Genomic DNA, 17185 nt, shown 5'->3' with positions numbered 1-17185 from the left:
TGACTTATGAAATGCGAGAAATGCGGTAAGAATGAAGCGACCATGTATTATAAGGAAACCATCAACGGTGTGACACGCGAAATGCACCTGTGCCCGGAATGTGCACAGAAGGAAAATATCGGCAGCACGTTTGAAAACGCGTTTGCCTCGATGAACCACTTCTGGAGCGACCCGTTCCATTCGTTCCTCGGCGGCGGCTTTGGCAGCCTGTGGAACGATATGCTGGGTGCGCCGACGGCCACCATGCTGGGGACCGAGCGCAAGTGCCCAACCTGCGGCATGACCGAGAGCGAACTGCGGCGGACCGGCCGCGTGGGCTGTCCGGATTGCTACAGCACGTTCGCGGATATCTTGAATCCGTATGTGGAAAAGATTCACGGTGCAACGCAGCACATCGGCGCGGCGCCGGCTGCCGAGCAGCCCAAGACCGACCCGATCGAAACGCTGCGCGCACAGCTCAAGACCGCGGTCGAAAACGAGGAATACGAGCAGGCCGCGCGTCTGCGCGACGAGATCCGCAGAATGGAGGGCGAGCAGAAATGAGCATGTTTGAAATTCACGGCGGTTTTACCGGCCTTGCAGCGTCCAGCCGCGTGCGGCTGGCGCGAAACCTGAAGGGTTATCCCTTCCGTTTGACCGAAGTACAGCACAAGGAAATCGCGGACAAGGTGTTCGCGACCCTGCAAAATAATCCGACCATCGGGTCGGAATTTGAGAAAAAGCAGATCATCCCGCGCTCGACCGAAGCGTCCCAGCTGGTCGAAGAGCATCTGATCTCGCCGGAACTCGCCCAGAACGGCGGATGGCTGATCGTCTCCAAGGACGGCGGCGTGTCCATCATGGTGGGCGAGGAGGACCACCTGCGCTTGCAGGTGATCGGCACCGGCCTTTGCCCGAAAGAATGTCTGCAAACGGCGGATCGCATCGCATCGCTCATCGAAGCCGAGCTGCCGTTCGCGTACGACGCACGGCTGGGCTACCTGACCGCGTGCCCGACCAATATCGGCACCGGCCTGCGGGCGTCCATCATGCTGCACCTGCCCATGCTGACGGCAACGGGCGAGATCGGCCGGATGACCGGTTACGCCGGCAGCCGTGGCTGCGCGGTGCGCGGCGCCTACGGCGAAGGCTCCAAGGCGGTCGGCGGCTTCTACCAGATCTCCAATCAGGTCACGCTGGGCGCTTCGGCGGCCGAGCTGACCGACAAGCTGGTTGAGACCGCGACCACGATCATCGACGCAGAAAAGAAGGCGCGCGAGCAGGTGCGCAGCCAGAACGAGGACGGCCTGCGCGACCGCATTTACCGTGCGGCAGGCACGCTGCGTTCCGCGTACCTGATCGACACGAGCGAAGCCGTGCAGTGCATCTCGGACGTGCTGGTCGGCTTGCAGATGGGCATGCTGAGCGGCATGGACCCGCAGAAGCTGTACGAACTCGAACAGCGCATCCGTCCGGCGATGCTGACCGGCGCGCCGCAGGAGCGCGACCGCAAACGCGCGGAATTGCTGCGTGACGCGGCCAAAAACCTGATTTTAGAATAACCCCTATTTGATTTTTCCATTCCGGAAAGGAGTGTTGACTTATGTTTTATCAGAACCGTTTTACCGAGCGTGCGCAGCAGGCACTGACCAAGGCGCAGGAAGCCGCCGCTTCGTTCGGACACAGCTATATCGGCTCGGAGCATTTGCTGCTGGGCCTGCTGCGCGAAGAGGGCGGCCCGGCCGCCAAGGCGCTGGCAGCCTGCGGCGTGACGGATGACGCACTCGTCAAGCAGATCGAGGCGCTGTCCGGCCGCGGTACGCCCGACAGCACCGCTCCGCAGGGCATGACCCCGCGCACCAAGCGCATCATCGAACTGTCCATCCAGTCCGCTGCCCAGATGGGCACGAACTACGTCGGCACCGAGCATCTGCTGCTCGGCCTGCTGCGGGAGGGTCAGAATGTTGCGCTGACCGCACTGGCCAACCTCAAGATTACCCCGCAGATGGTCGCCGAAAAGCTCAGCGAAGTGCTCGGCGGCGTGCAGCAGGGCGAAGGGACCGGCGCTGCCGGTGCCTCCGGCAAGTCTGACGACGCGCTGAGTCAGTTCGGCCGCGACCTGACCGCCGCTGCCCGCGAGGGCAAGCTCGACCCGGTCATCGGCCGCAGCAAGGAGATCCAGCGTGTCATCCAGATCCTGTCCCGCCGCACCAAGAACAACCCGGCGCTGATTGGTGATCCGGGCGTCGGCAAGACCGCGATCGTCGAGGGCCTGGCGCAGAAGATCGTCGCGGGTGATGTGCCTGAAACGCTGAAGGACAAGCGCGTTATTGCGCTGGATCTGACCGGCATGATCGCGGGCACCAAGTACCGCGGCGAGTTCGAAGAGCGCATCAAGAAGGTCATCGAAGAGCTGACCCAGAACAAGGACACCATCCTGTTCATCGATGAGATGCATATGCTGATGGGCGCGGGCGCTGCCGAAGGCGCAGCGGATGCCGCGAACATCTTAAAGCCTGCGCTTTCGCGCGGCGAAGTACAGGTCATCGGCGCAACGACGCTGGATGAATACCGCAAGAACATCGAAAAGGACGCCGCACTTGAGCGTCGTTTCCAGCCTGTCCAGATCGACGAGCCGAGCCCGGAAGACGCAGTTGAGATCCTCAAGGGTCTGCGCGACCGTTATGAGGCGCATCACCGCATCAAGATCCCGGATGAGGCCATTGAAGCCGCGGTCAAGCTGTCGGTTCGCTATGTAACCGGCCGTTTCCTGCCGGATAAGGCGATCGACGTGATTGACGAGGCTTGCTCGCGTGTCCGCCTGTCCACGCTGACCACACCGCCCGACCTGAAGCAGATGGAGGATGAAATCGCCGCCGTCGCTGCGAAGAAGGAAGAAGCGGTCAAGGGTCAGGACTACGAGAACGCCGCCAAGCTGCGTGATGAAGAGAAGAGCAAGCGCGAAGCGCTCGAAGCGCGCCGCAAGGAGTGGTCCGAACAGCAGACCAAGACCCATGGCGCGGTAACCGAGGACGATATCGCGGCTGTGATCTCGGGCTGGACCGGCATCCCGGTTGCCCAGATGACCGAGGACGAGGGACAGCGTCTGCTGCACCTCGAGGATACGCTGCACAAGCGTGTCATCGGCCAGAACGAAGCCGTTACCGCGGTCGCCAAGGCGATCCGCCGCGGCCGTGTCGGCCTGCGCGACCCCAAGCGTCCGATCGGTTCGTTCCTGTTCCTCGGCCCGACCGGCGTCGGCAAGACCGAGCTTTCCAAGGCGCTGGCCGAAGCGATGTTCGGTGACGAAAACGCCATGATCCGCATTGATATGTCGGAATACATGGAAAAGCATGCGGTTTCCCGTATGATCGGTTCGCCTCCGGGATATGTCGGCTATGACGAGGGTGGTCAGCTGTCCGAAAAGGTGCGCCGCCATCCGTATTCGGTTGTCCTGTTCGATGAGATCGAAAAGGCACATCCGGATGTGTTCAACATCCTGCTGCAGATCCTTGAGGACGGCGTGCTGACCGACGGTCAGGGCCGCCATGTGGACTTCCGCAATACCATCATTATTATGACTTCCAACATCGGTGCACAGAAGATCACCGGCAATGGCCGCAAGTCTCTGGGCTTTGCCGATGGTCAGGAGGACACCGCCGAGCGCACCTTTGAGCAGATTCGTGACGACGTCATGAGCGAACTCAAGACGGCGGTTCGGCCGGAATTCCTCAACCGTATTGACGATATCATCGTATTCAACCGCCTGAGCGAGGACGAGATCGCCCAGATCGCTGACGGCATGCTGCGCAAGGTCGCCGAGCGCATGCAGGACATGGAGATCACCATGGACTGGACCGAAGCGGCCAAGAAGCACCTCGCCAAGGCAGGTTTCGACCCGGTTTATGGCGCGCGTCCGCTGCGCCGCGCGGTCACCAATGAGGTCGAGGACCTTGTCGCCGAGGAATCCCTCGAGGGCAAGATCAAGGCCGGCGACCATGTGACGCTGGACGTCGAGGACGACAAGCTGACGCTGCGTCCGGCGGCTGCGGCAGAGCCGCAGGCACCGCAGGCGTAAGCTGAAAAATGCATAATCGACCCATATTGCAAATCCAACCCTGATGGGGCAACGCCCCCGGCGCTTTTTACGGCGCCGGGGGCGTTGCCGCGCGTAACAGACAAGTGCGTGCAGACTACGGCTGTTAAGCCTTGGGAAACGGCAAACGTTGTTAAAAATGCGTGAAGGAAAGAACGGGATTTCGTACTAAATCACAAAAGTTTTGCCAGAACACCCGGCAAATCAGGGGGAATTGAACATTGAAAAAGCGCGAATATGGGGAGTATAATATGTCGTAAAACAATTTGAAGGCGCGCATGCTCGCATGGCGGTGCGCGGGAAAGGGGAAAGAAAATGAATACCATGCAAATCCTTTCCGTCGTGGTCTTTTTGGTGGTTATGGCCGCGATTGTAACGGAAAAAGTGCATCGCACGGTAGCAGCGGTTGCGGGCGCAGTCGTGCTGGTCTGTCTGCGTGTGCTGACGGTGGATGACGCGGTCGGCTACATAGACTTCAACACGATCGGCGTGTTGATCGGCATGATGCTGTTTGTTGCCGTGGTGCGTAACTCCGGATTGTTTGAATATGTGGCAATCAAAGCGGCCAAGATCGCCAAGGGCAACCCGTGGAAAATCATGCTGCTGTTTATTATCATTACCGCAGCGCTGTCTGCCTTCTTGGACAACGTGACGACCGTGCTGCTGGTTGGTCCTATGACGATTGCCATCACGGGCATTCTGGGGCTCAATCCGGTGCCGTTCCTGCTCACGCAGATCCTGGCCTCCAATATCGGCGGTACGGCTACCCTGATCGGTGACCCCCCGAACATTATGATCGGTTCGCAGGCCGGCCTGAGCTTCGTGGATTTCGTGCTCAACACCGGTGTTGCAGTGGTGCTGATTATGATTGCGGTTTGCCTGTGCTTCTATTTCCTGTACGGCCGTAAGATGGTCGTCGAGCCGGATAAGATGGCGGCGGTCATGAAACTGGACGAAAAGAAGTCCATTAAAGACCATTCCCTGCTGGTCAAGAGCGTTGTCATGATCTGCCTGGTTGTCATTGGCTTTGTTTTCCACTCTTCGCTGGGCGTGGACTCTTGCATTATTGCGCTGGCAAGTGCTACAATAATGTTGTTGATTGGCAAGCAGGACACAGAGGAAATTGTGCTGGGCGTAGAATGGTCCACCATCCTGTTTTTCACCGGCCTGTTCGTTGTGGTCGGCGGCATGGTGCAGACCGGCGTCATCACGACGCTGGGCAACGCGCTGGTTGCGGTCACGGGCGGCAACACGATGTTGCTGATGGTACTGATCCTGTGGGGCTCGGCGCTGTTCTCGTCCTTCCTGGATAACATCCCGTTTGTGGCCACCATGATCCCGCTGATTCTGGCGATGCAGACGGACGGCATGGATGTATCCGCGCTGTGGTGGGCGCTGTCGCTGGGCGCTTGCCTGGGCGGCAACGGCACGCTGATCGGTGCATCCGCCAACGTGGTGCTGTCGGGCATTTCGGCCAAGCATGGTCATCCGATCACCTTCGCGCGGTATCTGCGGGTCGGTTTCCCGATGATGCTGCTTTCGATTGCGATCTCCACTGTTTACCTGCTGGTTCGCTTTCATTGATGCATGACAGGGGAAGAAAGAAGGAAAACATATGATTACAAGCAGTTTTTCCGGTGATATCATCAATGTATCACTGCGTCAGATCGGCGCAACCTCCATCAAGGAAGTGCGCAACGGTATTTTGTATATTGCCAAGTTTCAGCTGAGCGACGAAATTTGCGTCACCTATGTGTTCAATGTGACCAAAAGGGATAAGTATTATTTGCAGCGCGTCGAGCCGTATCCGATTTCTTACGGCGATTTCGAAGGCGCGGACGAAGTGGTGGGCTTTATCCGCCGCGACATCCGCAAATTCCGCAATGCGATGCAGTCTCATAATTTCCCCAAGTTCCTCGAAACGGCCAATGTGATGGGTCAGCTGTCGCACGCGATCGAGCTGCTGTTTCTCGAGCGCAACGTGTCCTCGGAGGACATGGACAGCTTGCAGCAGTGCCTGACCGCGGGCATCGAAACGATCAAGGAGATCCGCGAACATTCGCCCAAGGTGGAGCAATAATCTGATTGGCATTTTTGGAAAAGACGTCTTGCCGGACTACGGTCCGCAAGGCGTCTTTTTTGCATGGCGGGGAAAACGCCTTGCAGGATCGCCTGCGGAAGGGGACGGAGAAATAACGCAAATAAAGAGAGAAAATGGTCAAAAAAATGCAAGCAGTGTGTTTTATGACCAAAAACGAAACCAACTTTTTGTGTAAAACAACGACCGTATTTTTGCATAACGGGCTGGCTGAATTAGAAAAAAGTTGTATAATGGTATATGTTCCGTTATTACGATGAGAGGAGATGTGACGCTATGTCATATGACTTTCTTCTGACGATTGCGATCATCATGCTGTTTACAAAAATTTTCGGCCTGACCTCCGAGCGCGTGCATATGCCGCAGGTCGTCGGTGCGCTGGTAGCCGGCGTGCTGGTGGGACCGAGCGGACTCGCTTGGGTAGGGGAATCGGATTTTCTGGTCAAAGCGGCGGAGATCGGTGTCATCATTCTGATGTTCAATGCAGGCCTGGATACCGATCTGGAAGAACTCAAATCGACCGGCTTTGCCTCCTTTATCATTGCGGTCATCGGTGTGCTGGTGCCGCTGGCGGGCGGCATGGGCTGCTATCTGCTGTTCAAAAACGAGCCTGCCGACCCGATGAATATGCTCAAAGCTGCGTTCATCGGCGTGGTGCTGACCGCAACTTCGGTGTCCATCACGGTGGAAACGCTGCGGGAAATGGGGAAACTCAAAAGTAAGGTCGGCACGGCCATTCTGGGCGCGGCGGTCATCGACGATATCCTCGGCATCGTGGTGCTGACCGTGCTGACCGCGTTCACCGATCCGTCGGTCAAGCCGCTGTTGGTGTTCGGCCGCATTTTGGCCTTCTTTGTGTTTGTGGTGGTGGCCGGCTTCGTGATGCACCGGGCGTTCATCAAGATGGAGGAGAAATGGCACAAGCACCGCCGCATCGCCATCTATGCGCTGGTATTTGCCCTGCTGATGAGCTATATTGCCGAGGTGTTCTTCGGCATCGCGGATATCACGGGTGCGTATTTTGCCGGCATCGTTATGTGCAACCTGTCGGATACACGCGATTATGTTGCCAGCAAGACCAATGTGCTGGGGTATATGCTGTTTTCACCGCTGTTTTTTGCCTCCATCGGCATCAAGACCAATTTGGAAGGCCTGACCGGCACGCTGGTGCTGTTCGCGGTGGTGCTGACCGTGGTGGCCATCCTGTCCAAGATCATCGGCTGCGGCCTGGGCGCGCGGCTGATGGGCTTCCAGACCTACGATGCATTTTCCATCGGCCTTGGCATGGTCTCCCGTGGTGAGGTCGCGCTGATCGTGGCGCAGAAGGGTGAGCAGGCAGGACTCATCAATTCGGAAATGTTCCCAGCGATCGTGCTGGTGGTTATCGTCACCACGCTTGTGACGCCCATCCTGCTCAAATTCGGCATGAAGCGCGAAACCCCGGCCAACACCGAGTTTTCCGCACACGACGCGGAAAAGCTGCCCAAGGCGGGCCGGTATTGATAAACGGGATAAAATGACAGCAAACAGACAGCTCTTTCCGGTGTTTGAGCCGGAAAGAGCTGTTTTTGCAGCGTTACTTGAACAGGAGAACACGATGTGGTATACTAACTTTGTATGTCAAACACCTCTGGAGGGAACGGAATGAAACAAACGAAGTTTTTGCCGATTCTGATGATTGTGCTGTGCCTGCCGGGCGTGGTGGTGCGCGCGCTGCATCTGCTCAACGGCTTTGATATTGATACGGGCCTGCCTGCGGTGGGCGATGCATGGGTATGGTATTTCACGGCGCTGCTGGTGCTCGCGGCGGTGCTGTATGCGGTGCTGAGCCTGCCGCTGCGCAAGCGGAATGCCGTGCCGTTTGAACAGCTGCTGGGCACGCAGAACCCGCTGTTCCGCATGGCGGCGGTCATTTCCGGCTTGCTGATTGTAGTAGGCGGGTTGGGATACCTGTATCTGACGATGACGACCGGCGAGGAGGACGCCGCCGGCTGGGCCAAGATCCTGGAAATCGTCTATGCGGTGGTTTCGGTCCTGTGCGGCATGTGCGCGATCGGTCTGGCGAAGGCACAGGGCGGCGAGATGACCGCGCAGTCCGCCAAGCTGACGCTGGTGCCGCTGCTGTGGAGCTGCCTGCACCTGCTGGTCAACTATCGCATGACCTGCGTCGATCCCAAGCTGGCATCCTTTGCGTTCGGCCTGGTGGCGGATGTGATTCTGGTGCTTGCGTTTTATTATCTGGCGCGCCTGCTGTACGGCAAGCCGCGTCCGGCGCTGCTGGCGTTCTTCAGCGCGGTGACCACGACCATGGCGGTGTCCGATCTGGGCGGCTACGGCCTTTCCCGTCTGATGGGCGTGACCACGCCGGAATGGTCGGCCAAGATGATTCTGCGCGGCTGCCTGTCGGTAGCGGCCTGCATCCTGCTGGCGGCAGAGCTGTTTATGCTGTGCCGGGACCGCGCATCGGACGCACAGGAATAGGAGGAGAACATATGCTGTTTGTTTGTTATCCCAAGTGCTCCACCTGTCAGAAGGCCAGAAAGTGGCTGGAAGCACAGGGCATTGCGTTCGAGGAACGCGATATCAAGCAGGACAATCCGACGGCGGACGAGCTGCGCGCGTGGTATGGCCGCAGCGGCTTGCCGCTCAAACGGTTTTTCAACACAAGCGGCTTGCAGTATAAGGCGCTGGGGCTGAAAGACAAACTGCCCGGCATGAGCGAGGACGAGCAGCTGGCGCTGCTGGCGACCGACGGCATGCTGGTCAAGCGGCCGCTGCTGGTGAGCGAGGATTTCGTTTTGGTCGGCTTCCGGCAGGCCGAATGGGAGCAGATGTTCAAAAAGGATTGACAAATACCAAAACACATGGTATAATACTTCTTGCTTATCGGGCAAGATACGGAGCGGTATCGAAGTGGTCATAACGAGGCGGTCTTGAAAACCGTTTGTCCGAAAGGGCGCGTGGGTTCGAATCCCACCCGCTCCGCCAAATATTAACGGAGCCAAAGGTGGGGGATTCGAAAGGCGGCTTTTGGCAATATGCCGGCGGCATGTTGCAACCGCCGTGGCTTTTTCCGCAGAAAAAGGAATCCCACCCGCTCCGCCATCCATTTTGCTTGGCGAAGCTACTACTTGACATGGAGACGTACCCAAGCTGGTGAAGGGGCTCCCCTGCTAAGGGAGTAGGTCGGGAAACCGGCGCGAGAGTTCAAATCTCTCCGTCTCCGCCAAAAAATGCACTTTTCCAAAATGGAAAAGTGCATTTTTTTATTGCTCCATAAAAGACGCAGCTTTTTTGAAAACGACGGCGCGGATAATCTGCGTCTGGACCCGATCGTTTCCAACTACGCGCTGGTGGTGGACGCATCGTCTGCTGCAAGGTCGGCTGCGGCTTCCCGCTTGGCGAGATCCGCCATGATCTGCGGGTAATGCTTGTCCAGTCGGTAGAGGATCAGCAGCAGGGCGATCAGCGCCCATGCAAGCAGGTTGCCGCCGATGTAAATATACGCGATCATCGCCTTGGCGCTGGCGGGGATGGCGGCTTCGCCGGCAAAACCCGCCAGATCGAGCAGCAGACTGATGGCGGCGGTGGTGATGCCGCTGCCGAACTTCTGCCCGGCCGTGGTGGTCGAGACGATCATGCCTTCCAGCCGCACGCCGGTTTTCCAGTTGCCGTATTCGATGATATCGGAGAGCATGGAATATTTCACGCCGCGGAAGCAGCCCTTGCCGATGCCGCGCAGGATGCAGGCCAGCATCGCCAAAGAAAGGTTGTCCGGATCGAGGAATTGGCTGGCGACGCCGACAGACGCGATCACTGCGCCCACAAAGGCGACGTTGCGTTTGCCGAACCGGTAGATAAACGGAGACAGGAGCAGAACGACAATGATCTGCGGGATCGCCTCAAAGGAGGCGAACGCGCCGGTCAGGTTGCGGTTGTGCAGAATATACTGCGCATAGTATGCCGTGCAGGAGCCGGTGATCGCCTCATAAAGCGACAGGGCGATCGACAGCAGAAAGAACAGGATGAAATAGCGGTTGGTCAGGATCAGACGCAGCTTTTGCAGCAGCGGGATGGACTGTCCGCCGCGCTGGCCGGTGGGCAGATGCACCCGTTCGTGGCAGTTTTTGAAGCAGAACCAGAGCAGCAGCAGCGCCAGCAGCGCATACAGGATGGAAACGGCCACCCATGCCTGCTGGGTATCGCCGAGCGCGGAGACGAGCGGGAAGGTGACCGAGGTGATCACCAGATTGCCGATGGCGGACATGCCGGTCCGGTACAGGTTGATCGAAGCCCGTTGGTTGACATCCCGCGTAATCAGGCTGGCCAGCGTGGCATACGGCAGGTTGAGCGCGGTATAGACCACGGTGGTGCAGAAGTTATAAGTGATGAAAATATAAATGGCCTGTACCCAGTGCGCGGCCTGCGGTACGGTAAACAGCAAAATGGCGGACAGCGCATACGGGAACATCATCCACAAGATCCAGGCCCGCGCTTTGCCGTGACGGGATTTGGTGCGGTCGATCAGAAAGCCGATCAGCACATCGCTGATGCCGTCGAAAATGCGCGAGATCATCATGATGACGCCGACGGTGAACACGTTGACATGGACCACATTGGTATAAAAATAAAGCAGCAGCGAGGTGGTCAGTGCAAATACGATATTGCACGCCACATCGCCGGTGCCGTACGCGATTTTCTCTTTTCGCCGGATGGGTTCAAACTGCTTTCCGTCCAATGCCATGCCACGCCCTTCGTCCTTTGTATACCAATATATCGCCGCGAGGAATAAAAATCAATTTGCAGAATGTAAAAAGGATATATGTTCCATATGGGCAGAATGCATAGGCCGAACCGCCGTGGCGGCGATGACAAACGGGGGAAAATGTGGTATAATGAACCATTCCATTTTGCCGGAACCGGCGCCGACGGACTGTGGAGGCGCTGCGGGAAGCGGATCGGAAACCGAAACCCATTTTGTGATGAGGGGAATGTGGAATCTTGGAAAAGAATCTGTATATGACGCTCGAGGGGATGTATCCCTCTTTGCATCGTGTGGAAAAGAAAATCGCGCAGTATGTGCTGGAGAATTCGGACGCCGTTACGACCATGAGTGTGCAGCATCTGGCGCGGATTTTAGGGGTGGCGGAATCCAGCATCGTGCGTTTCAGCAAGCTGGTCGGATGCAGCGGTTTTGCGGAGTTCAAGCTCATGCTGGTCAAAAGCGCGCCGCACGAGCGGCGGACGATCTTTGAAGAGCTGTCCACCGAGGACGATGCGGAAACCGTGGTCCGCAAGGTGTTTTCCCGCAATATCGATACGCTGGAACATGCGCTGGAGCTGCTGGATTACGACAAAATCGGCCGCGCGGTTGATCTGATGCATCATGCGGACCGGATTGTGTTTTTCGGTCTGGGCGCTTCGGCGTCGATCGCGGAGGACTTCTATATCCGTCTGATGCGCATTGGGATGAACGCGCAGGCGGTCACGGATGCGCATTTGAGCCAGATCGAGGCCGGGCTGCTCGACCGGCATGCGGTTGCGGTCGGCATCACGCATACCGGGCGGACGCTGGAAGTGGTGCGCGCGCTGGAAAAGGCGCGGGCCGGCGGGGCCGCTACCATCGCGATCACCGGCTTTCCGCAAACGCCGGTGCAGCAGGCGGTCGATCTGTGTCTGGAGCTCTATTCGCCCGAGCAGCTGTTCGTGTCGCCGCGCGTGGCGCAGATTTCGCTGATCGACAGTTTGTACGTTGGTTTGGCGCTGCGCCGGAAAAACAGCGCGCTCAACCACACCGCCCGGATGGAGGCGGCGCTGGAAGAATTCCGCCTGAAATAATCTAAAAAACGATGTGCCTCCCGGCTGCAGTGCCGGGAGGCATGTTTTATCTCTGTGGCGGAATAATGTTCGATAAAAATGAACATTATTTTTTAAGAAATGTTGAATAAAAAACATTATTCCGATTTGTGGACAAGTGCTGAAATTAACAAAAGTGACGAAAAACTGCTTGATATCACGATTTTTTCAACGTATGATAACACTATCAGCAAAAGTTGTTCGCGATGCCAAACGCGGGGCAGAAGGAGGCAAGACGAAAATAGTAGAGAATATTATTCCAAAACGGGCAGCGTGACCGACGAAAAGCGGAAGAAAGAGAGAGAAACAAAAAAGAGAAGGAGTGAATCGGAATGAGAAAACAGGGCAAGCGCCTGCTCAGCCTTTTGCTGGCGGTAATCATGGTGGCGGCCATGCTGCCGGCAGCGTTTGCGGCGGACGATCAGGCAACCTTCAAAAACGGGCCGTATCTGCTCGCGCCCAAGACGGACAGCATGGTCGTCGTCTGGGAGAGCACCAAGCCCGGCGTGTCCACGATCGCGTACGGCACATCCGAGGACAGCCTGTGCGAACCGATTTCGGTAGAAGTGGATGCGGACGCCCCGAACTTCCAGGGCGAAAAGATGAACTTTTACCACTACAAGCTGTCCGACTTGCAGCCCGGCACCCGGTATTATTACGAGGTGCAGCTGGAAAACGGTGAGAAATGCGCGGCCAGCTTCCGCACGCTGTCCGACGACCCGGATCGGATCAACCTGATCTCGCTGTCGGATTCGCACATCTTTGCCACCCGTTCGGAACTGGATGCGGCGGTCAAGGAATACGATCCGGACATCATCCTGCACTGCGGCGATCTGGTGGAAGGCACCGGCGCGCAGGCCGAGCAGTTCAGCTTCTGGCTGGCGGGCGACAGCGAGGATGATTTCATCCATTCGTATCCGGTCGTTTACTCCAGCGGCAACCATGACCAGGGCGATGTGTATTTTGATACCTACATTTACAACATCCAGGACGAGGAGTACGGCGCGACGGTTGAGGGCGACAGCTCCTTCAACTACGGCGGCGTGCACATCATCACCATGAACAGCAACCCGTGGGGCCTGTTCCAGATGAACTCCGAAGCGACCGGCAATCAGGCGGACGCTTCCACGCTGCAGACCATTGAGGACGCGATGGCGTGGCTCAAGCAGGATCTGGCTTCGGACGCGGCCAAGAACGCCGAGTTCCGTCTGATTATGATGCATCATCCGGTTTCCAACGCGTACACCAAGCGCTATATTCCGGAAGTCATTGAACCGGGCAATGTCGATCTGATGATCGCCGGCCACACGCACAGCTATGCGCTGGCGGTTTCGGACGATCCCGCGGTCGGCGCGGGCACGGTGTACCTGACCCATCAGGATGCGCGTACCTATAACAAGAAGGGCGATTTCTTCCACATTACCGGCACGCCGGGCGACGGCCTGCTGACGGTGGAGAACTACGGCGCGGAGACGGCGTCGTCTGCTTCCAAGGTGGCCAACACCATCAAGATCGCAAAGGACAAGCAGCAGCTGGCGTACAGCAACATTTCCATCACGCCGACCACCGTGCAGTACAACGGTGAAGTGACGGTTTCGGCAACCGTGACCAACAACGGCAAGGGCATTGCCGCGGCGGTCATCCCGGTGATCGACAACGGCGAAACCCGGTATCTGTACAGCTTTGACGGCGCCACCAAGATCCTCGAGCCGGGCGAGTCCGCAAACCTGAGCGGCACGGTGCGCATGACCGCACTGGGCACCCATCAGGTTTCGCTGGCGGGCACCAGCGCGAGCGTCAACGTACAGTACCGCGGCGCGACCTTTGACTACACCAACGTCCGCACCAAGATGGGCGACGGGGAAATCAGCGATATGGGCAGCAACAAGCTGAACATCAAGGCGGACGTGACCAATATCGGCAACGAGGCCGGCACGGCCATTGCGGAATTCAAGGTCAACGGCCAGACGGTGGCGGCGCAGCAGTATGATCTGGCGTCGGACGAGACCAAGACCGTGGAATTCTCCTACACCTTCCCGGAGGCGGGCGAATACACGGTGACGATCGGCAATGCCGCCGCGCAGACGATCAACATTGAAGGCTCGATTCAGGGCATGCCGATTGTCAAGGACCTGTCCGGCAACGGCAACGACGGTTATATCCATGGCGCGCCGGAATTCGGCACGGATGACGAAGGCAACCGCACGCTGATTCTGGACGGCAAGCGCGACTACATCGAGATTCCGGACAATGGCGGCTACACGGTGGACGACGCCTGCACCGGCATGGTATTTGCCAACCTGCCCAGCGAGGGCACGACCAAGGGCGGCGTATCCGAGCTGACCGAGCAGTATGTCGATCTGGACGGCACGGGCGCGATCCCGGACCACAACCCGCTGATGGTCAAGGGCATCGGCCTCGGCTGGGGCACGCCGTACCTGTTCCGCATGGCGGTTCGTGAGACCGGCAAGGTGACCTACGGCGTCTGCCTGCTGGACGACAACGGCGAGTTCAGCTGGAACGACAGCGACGATCCGCAGGCCGGCATCCAGAAGGACACTTGGGTGCAGTACACCAGCGCGTTCGACTTTGAGACCGGCGGCGACTCCTATGAAAACGGCTACAACAGCGCGCATGTAGACAAGCCTGCCTTTACCGCGCCGGTCAAGAACTGGGAAGGCGAGCCGATGTACATCGGTCTGGGCTTCAAGAACACCCTGCAAACCAACCGCAACCGCGGCATGTACCACACCATGCTGCCGGGCGCGATCTCTCAGGTGCGTTTCTACACGGACAAGCTGACCTCGGAGGAAAACGATCAGGTGCGCGAGAACCAGTCAGCGGCCGGCCCGAAGGCGGATTCGCTCAAGATCTGGCTGCGCTTTGAGGAAGGCGACATCGAGACCAAGGGTTCGCACACCACCGAATGGGTCGAGGCATCGGCGGCGCCGACCGCACTGACCTATGACGCAACGATCGCAGGCGCGGCTTCCATCACCGCGACCGTGCAGACTTCGGACGACGGCAGCAAGGTCAAGGAAGAAAAGACCTTCACGCTCGAAAACGGCCAGAACACGATCGATCTGACCGGCCTGGGCGAAGCTTCTTACGTCCGCGTGGTCACCAGCTTTGTCTCCGATCTGAATGAGACCGAGTCCAATATCCCGGTGCTGCGCGAGTACAAGCTGACCGCGGGCGACACCAAGGTCTGGAACACGCTGGTCGATTGGAACGCCGGCACCTTTGAAGGCGCGGCGGGCCATCAGGACGAGACGGTTTACCAGAACTACGCATCCGATTTCGACGATTACAGCGGTGAGGCCGATCCGGGCACGCCGGTGGAGCTGACCTTCACGGATATCACCAGCCACTGGGCGAAGGACGCCATCAACTATGTTGTGGACGCAGGCCTGTTTACCGGCACTTCCGCCACCACGTTTGAGCCGGAGACCGATATGACCCGCGGTATGTTCGTCACCGTGCTCGGCCGCATGGCAGAAGCAGACGGCAGCGGCGCGCAGGCGGCGGCACAGTTCACCGACGTGGCAGCGGACGGGTACTATGCACCTTATGTTGCCTGGGCAGCCGAGAACGGCATTGTAACCGGCACGGAAGCGGACAAGTTCGAGCCGGATGCGCCGGTCAGCCGCGAGCAGATGGCGGCGATCCTGTACCGCTATGTGCAGTCCACGGGCGATGACGCGGCGGCAGTGGAGACCGAGATCGAGCAGTTCGCAGACTATGCAGCCGTTTCGGATTATGCAGTGGATGCCCTGAACTGGGCAGTGGGCGACGGCCTGATCAACGGCACCGATCACAATATGCTTGCACCGCAGGATAACGCGACCCGCGCAGAGGTTGCCACCATCCTGATGCGTTTTGTCGAGAAAATCGCATAAGAGTGCTGTTTGAAACGAAGCCTCCCGCACGAATGTGCGGGAGGCTCTGCTTTGCGCGCAGCATGGCGGGATGCCTGCGGCGCAGGGCAGGCTGACGATAGTGGAGAACATGATACAATAAAATAGTCCCCCTTTGCTTGAAAAATAGGGAGTTTTGTAGTATGATTTCAATGATTCCATATACTTCTTGGTGGGTCGTATCATGAAATGGTCGGCGCGGGCCTGTGCCCGCGGACAAAACCGCCGAGGGCGGACCTATCATATGCTGTGCGGAACGGGAGGTTGCTGCTATGATCTACACTGTGACCCTGAATCCTTCGTTGGACTATCTGGTTTGTACGGAAGCGCTGCGGCCCGGGAAATTGTGCCGCACGAGCGGCGAAACCTTATATCCGGGCGGAAAAGGCGTGAATGTGTCGCTGGTTTGCGCATCGCTCGGGCTGCCCACGCGTGCGCTGGGCTTCATCGCGGGACGAACCGGGGCGCTGTTTGCCTCGCTGCTGGCGGAAACCGGGGTGGAATATGATTTCTGCCGTCTGGAACAGGGCATGACGCGCATCAATATCAAGGTATCTGCGCGGGAACAGACCGAGCTCAACGGGGCAGGCCCGCAGATCCCGGCCGAAGCCCTGACGCGGCTGGCGGAGACGCTGGACACCTTGGGAGAAGAGGATTGGCTGGTGCTGTCCGGTTCGGTGCCGGCCGGCGTTCCGGCGGATGTATATGCCAAGCTGCTCGAGCGGGTGCGCCATCGAGGCGTTAAAACGCTGCTGGACACGTCGGGAGACGCGCTCAAAAATGCGCTGCCGTGCGGTCCGGACCTGATCAAACCCAATTTGGAAGAGCTGGATGCGCTGGTCGGCGGCGCGCCGCGCAATCCGGCGGGGATCGCGGCCTGCGCGCGCGAATTGCAGGCGGCCGGGGCGAAGGATATCTTGATTTCCTGCGGTGCGCAGGGCGCGGTGCTGGTGCCGGCAGACGGGCAGGCACTGTATTTGCAGGCGACGCCGGGCGACGCTGTGCAGCCGGTCGGCGCGGGCGATTCCATGGCCGCGGGATGGCTGTATGCGCAGGCGCAGGGCTTTTCGGCGGCAGAGACGCTGCGGTTCGCGGTGGCGTCGGGCAGTGCGGCGGCGTTTTCCGCATGGCTGCCCAATCGCGCGCGAATCCAGGCGGCGCTGGAGAAAACAGGTACACCGCAGCCTCTGTAAATCAGAAAGTGCGGGGGGAAATAGAGGACGTAAGGTGCGTATTTCC

The 17185-nt window shown here is 58.6% G+C and carries 12 protein-coding genes and 2 tRNA genes; 13 read left to right on the top strand and 1 reads right to left on the bottom strand.

Going from position 1 to position 17185, the window contains the following annotated elements; genetic code table 11:
• Positions 1–6 precede the first annotated feature (6 nt).
• The 10 genes from EJL02_RS10020 to EJL02_RS09975 all read left to right on the top strand — a co-directional run bounded on the left by EJL02_RS10020 (position 7) and on the right by EJL02_RS09975 (position 9402).
• Positions 7–543, top strand: coding sequence for a UvrB/UvrC motif-containing protein (locus tag EJL02_RS10020; protein WP_125116273.1), 537 nt, complete (start codon positions 7–9; stop codon positions 541–543).
• Entirely contained in the window at positions 540–1541 is a 1002-nt protein-coding gene (locus tag EJL02_RS10015; RefSeq protein WP_125116272.1) for an ATP--guanido phosphotransferase, read from the top strand. Before EJL02_RS10020 ends, EJL02_RS10015 begins: the two co-directional genes overlap by 4 nt.
• A gap of 41 nt (positions 1542–1582) precedes the next feature.
• The gene (locus EJL02_RS10010; protein ID WP_125116271.1) at positions 1583–4057 is read left to right on the top strand and encodes an ATP-dependent Clp protease ATP-binding subunit; all 2475 of its coding nucleotides are present in this window, start codon (positions 1583–1585) and stop codon (positions 4055–4057) included.
• A 333-nt stretch (positions 4058–4390) separates the two neighbouring features.
• The gene (locus tag EJL02_RS10005) at positions 4391–5659 is read left to right on the top strand and encodes an ArsB/NhaD family transporter (protein WP_125116270.1); all 1269 of its coding nucleotides are present in this window, start codon (positions 4391–4393) and stop codon (positions 5657–5659) included.
• A gap of 31 nt (positions 5660–5690) precedes the next feature.
• The gene (locus EJL02_RS10000) at positions 5691–6155 is read left to right on the top strand and encodes a hypothetical protein (RefSeq protein WP_125116269.1); all 465 of its coding nucleotides are present in this window, start codon (positions 5691–5693) and stop codon (positions 6153–6155) included.
• 294 nt (positions 6156–6449) lie between these two features.
• Positions 6450–7676 (top strand): cation:proton antiporter, encoded by a 1227-nt coding sequence (locus EJL02_RS09995; RefSeq protein WP_125116268.1) that lies wholly within the window; start codon positions 6450–6452, stop codon positions 7674–7676.
• A 141-nt stretch (positions 7677–7817) separates the two neighbouring features.
• Positions 7818–8654, top strand: a complete 837-nt coding sequence (locus EJL02_RS09990) for a hypothetical protein (protein ID WP_125116267.1) — start codon at positions 7818–7820, stop codon at positions 8652–8654.
• Positions 8655–8665: 11 nt separating this feature from the next.
• Positions 8666–9022, top strand: a complete 357-nt coding sequence (locus EJL02_RS09985) for an arsenate reductase family protein (RefSeq protein ID WP_125116266.1) — start codon at positions 8666–8668, stop codon at positions 9020–9022.
• Between the two features lie 50 nt (positions 9023–9072).
• A tRNA-Ser gene (locus EJL02_RS09980) sits at positions 9073–9161 on the top strand.
• Positions 9162–9311: 150 nt separating this feature from the next.
• Positions 9312–9402: transfer RNA gene (locus EJL02_RS09975), tRNA-Ser, on the top strand.
• A 114-nt stretch (positions 9403–9516) separates the two neighbouring features.
• Here EJL02_RS09975 and EJL02_RS09970 read toward each other — a convergent pair.
• Entirely contained in the window at positions 9517–10917 is a 1401-nt protein-coding gene (locus EJL02_RS09970) for an MFS transporter (RefSeq protein ID WP_125116265.1), read from the bottom strand.
• Between the two features lie 257 nt (positions 10918–11174).
• On the opposite strand from EJL02_RS09970, the gene EJL02_RS09965 reads away from it, so the two are divergent.
• From EJL02_RS09965 to pfkB, 3 genes are all read left to right on the top strand, one after another.
• Positions 11175–12011 (top strand): MurR/RpiR family transcriptional regulator, encoded by an 837-nt coding sequence (locus tag EJL02_RS09965; protein ID WP_125116264.1) that lies wholly within the window; start codon positions 11175–11177, stop codon positions 12009–12011.
• Positions 12012–12361: 350 nt separating this feature from the next.
• The gene (locus tag EJL02_RS09960) at positions 12362–15928 is read left to right on the top strand and encodes an S-layer homology domain-containing protein (protein ID WP_125116263.1); all 3567 of its coding nucleotides are present in this window, start codon (positions 12362–12364) and stop codon (positions 15926–15928) included.
• A gap of 290 nt (positions 15929–16218) precedes the next feature.
• Positions 16219–17139, top strand: coding sequence for a 1-phosphofructokinase (pfkB, locus tag EJL02_RS09955; RefSeq protein WP_125116262.1), 921 nt, complete (start codon positions 16219–16221; stop codon positions 17137–17139).
• Positions 17140–17185 lie beyond the last annotated feature (46 nt).

Source organism: Agathobaculum sp. Marseille-P7918 (assembly GCF_900625105.1).
GTDB lineage: Bacteria > Bacillota > Clostridia > Oscillospirales > Butyricicoccaceae > Agathobaculum.
The sequence above is the reverse complement of the archived record's forward strand: the minus strand, read 5'-3'. Positions and strand labels throughout refer to the sequence as shown.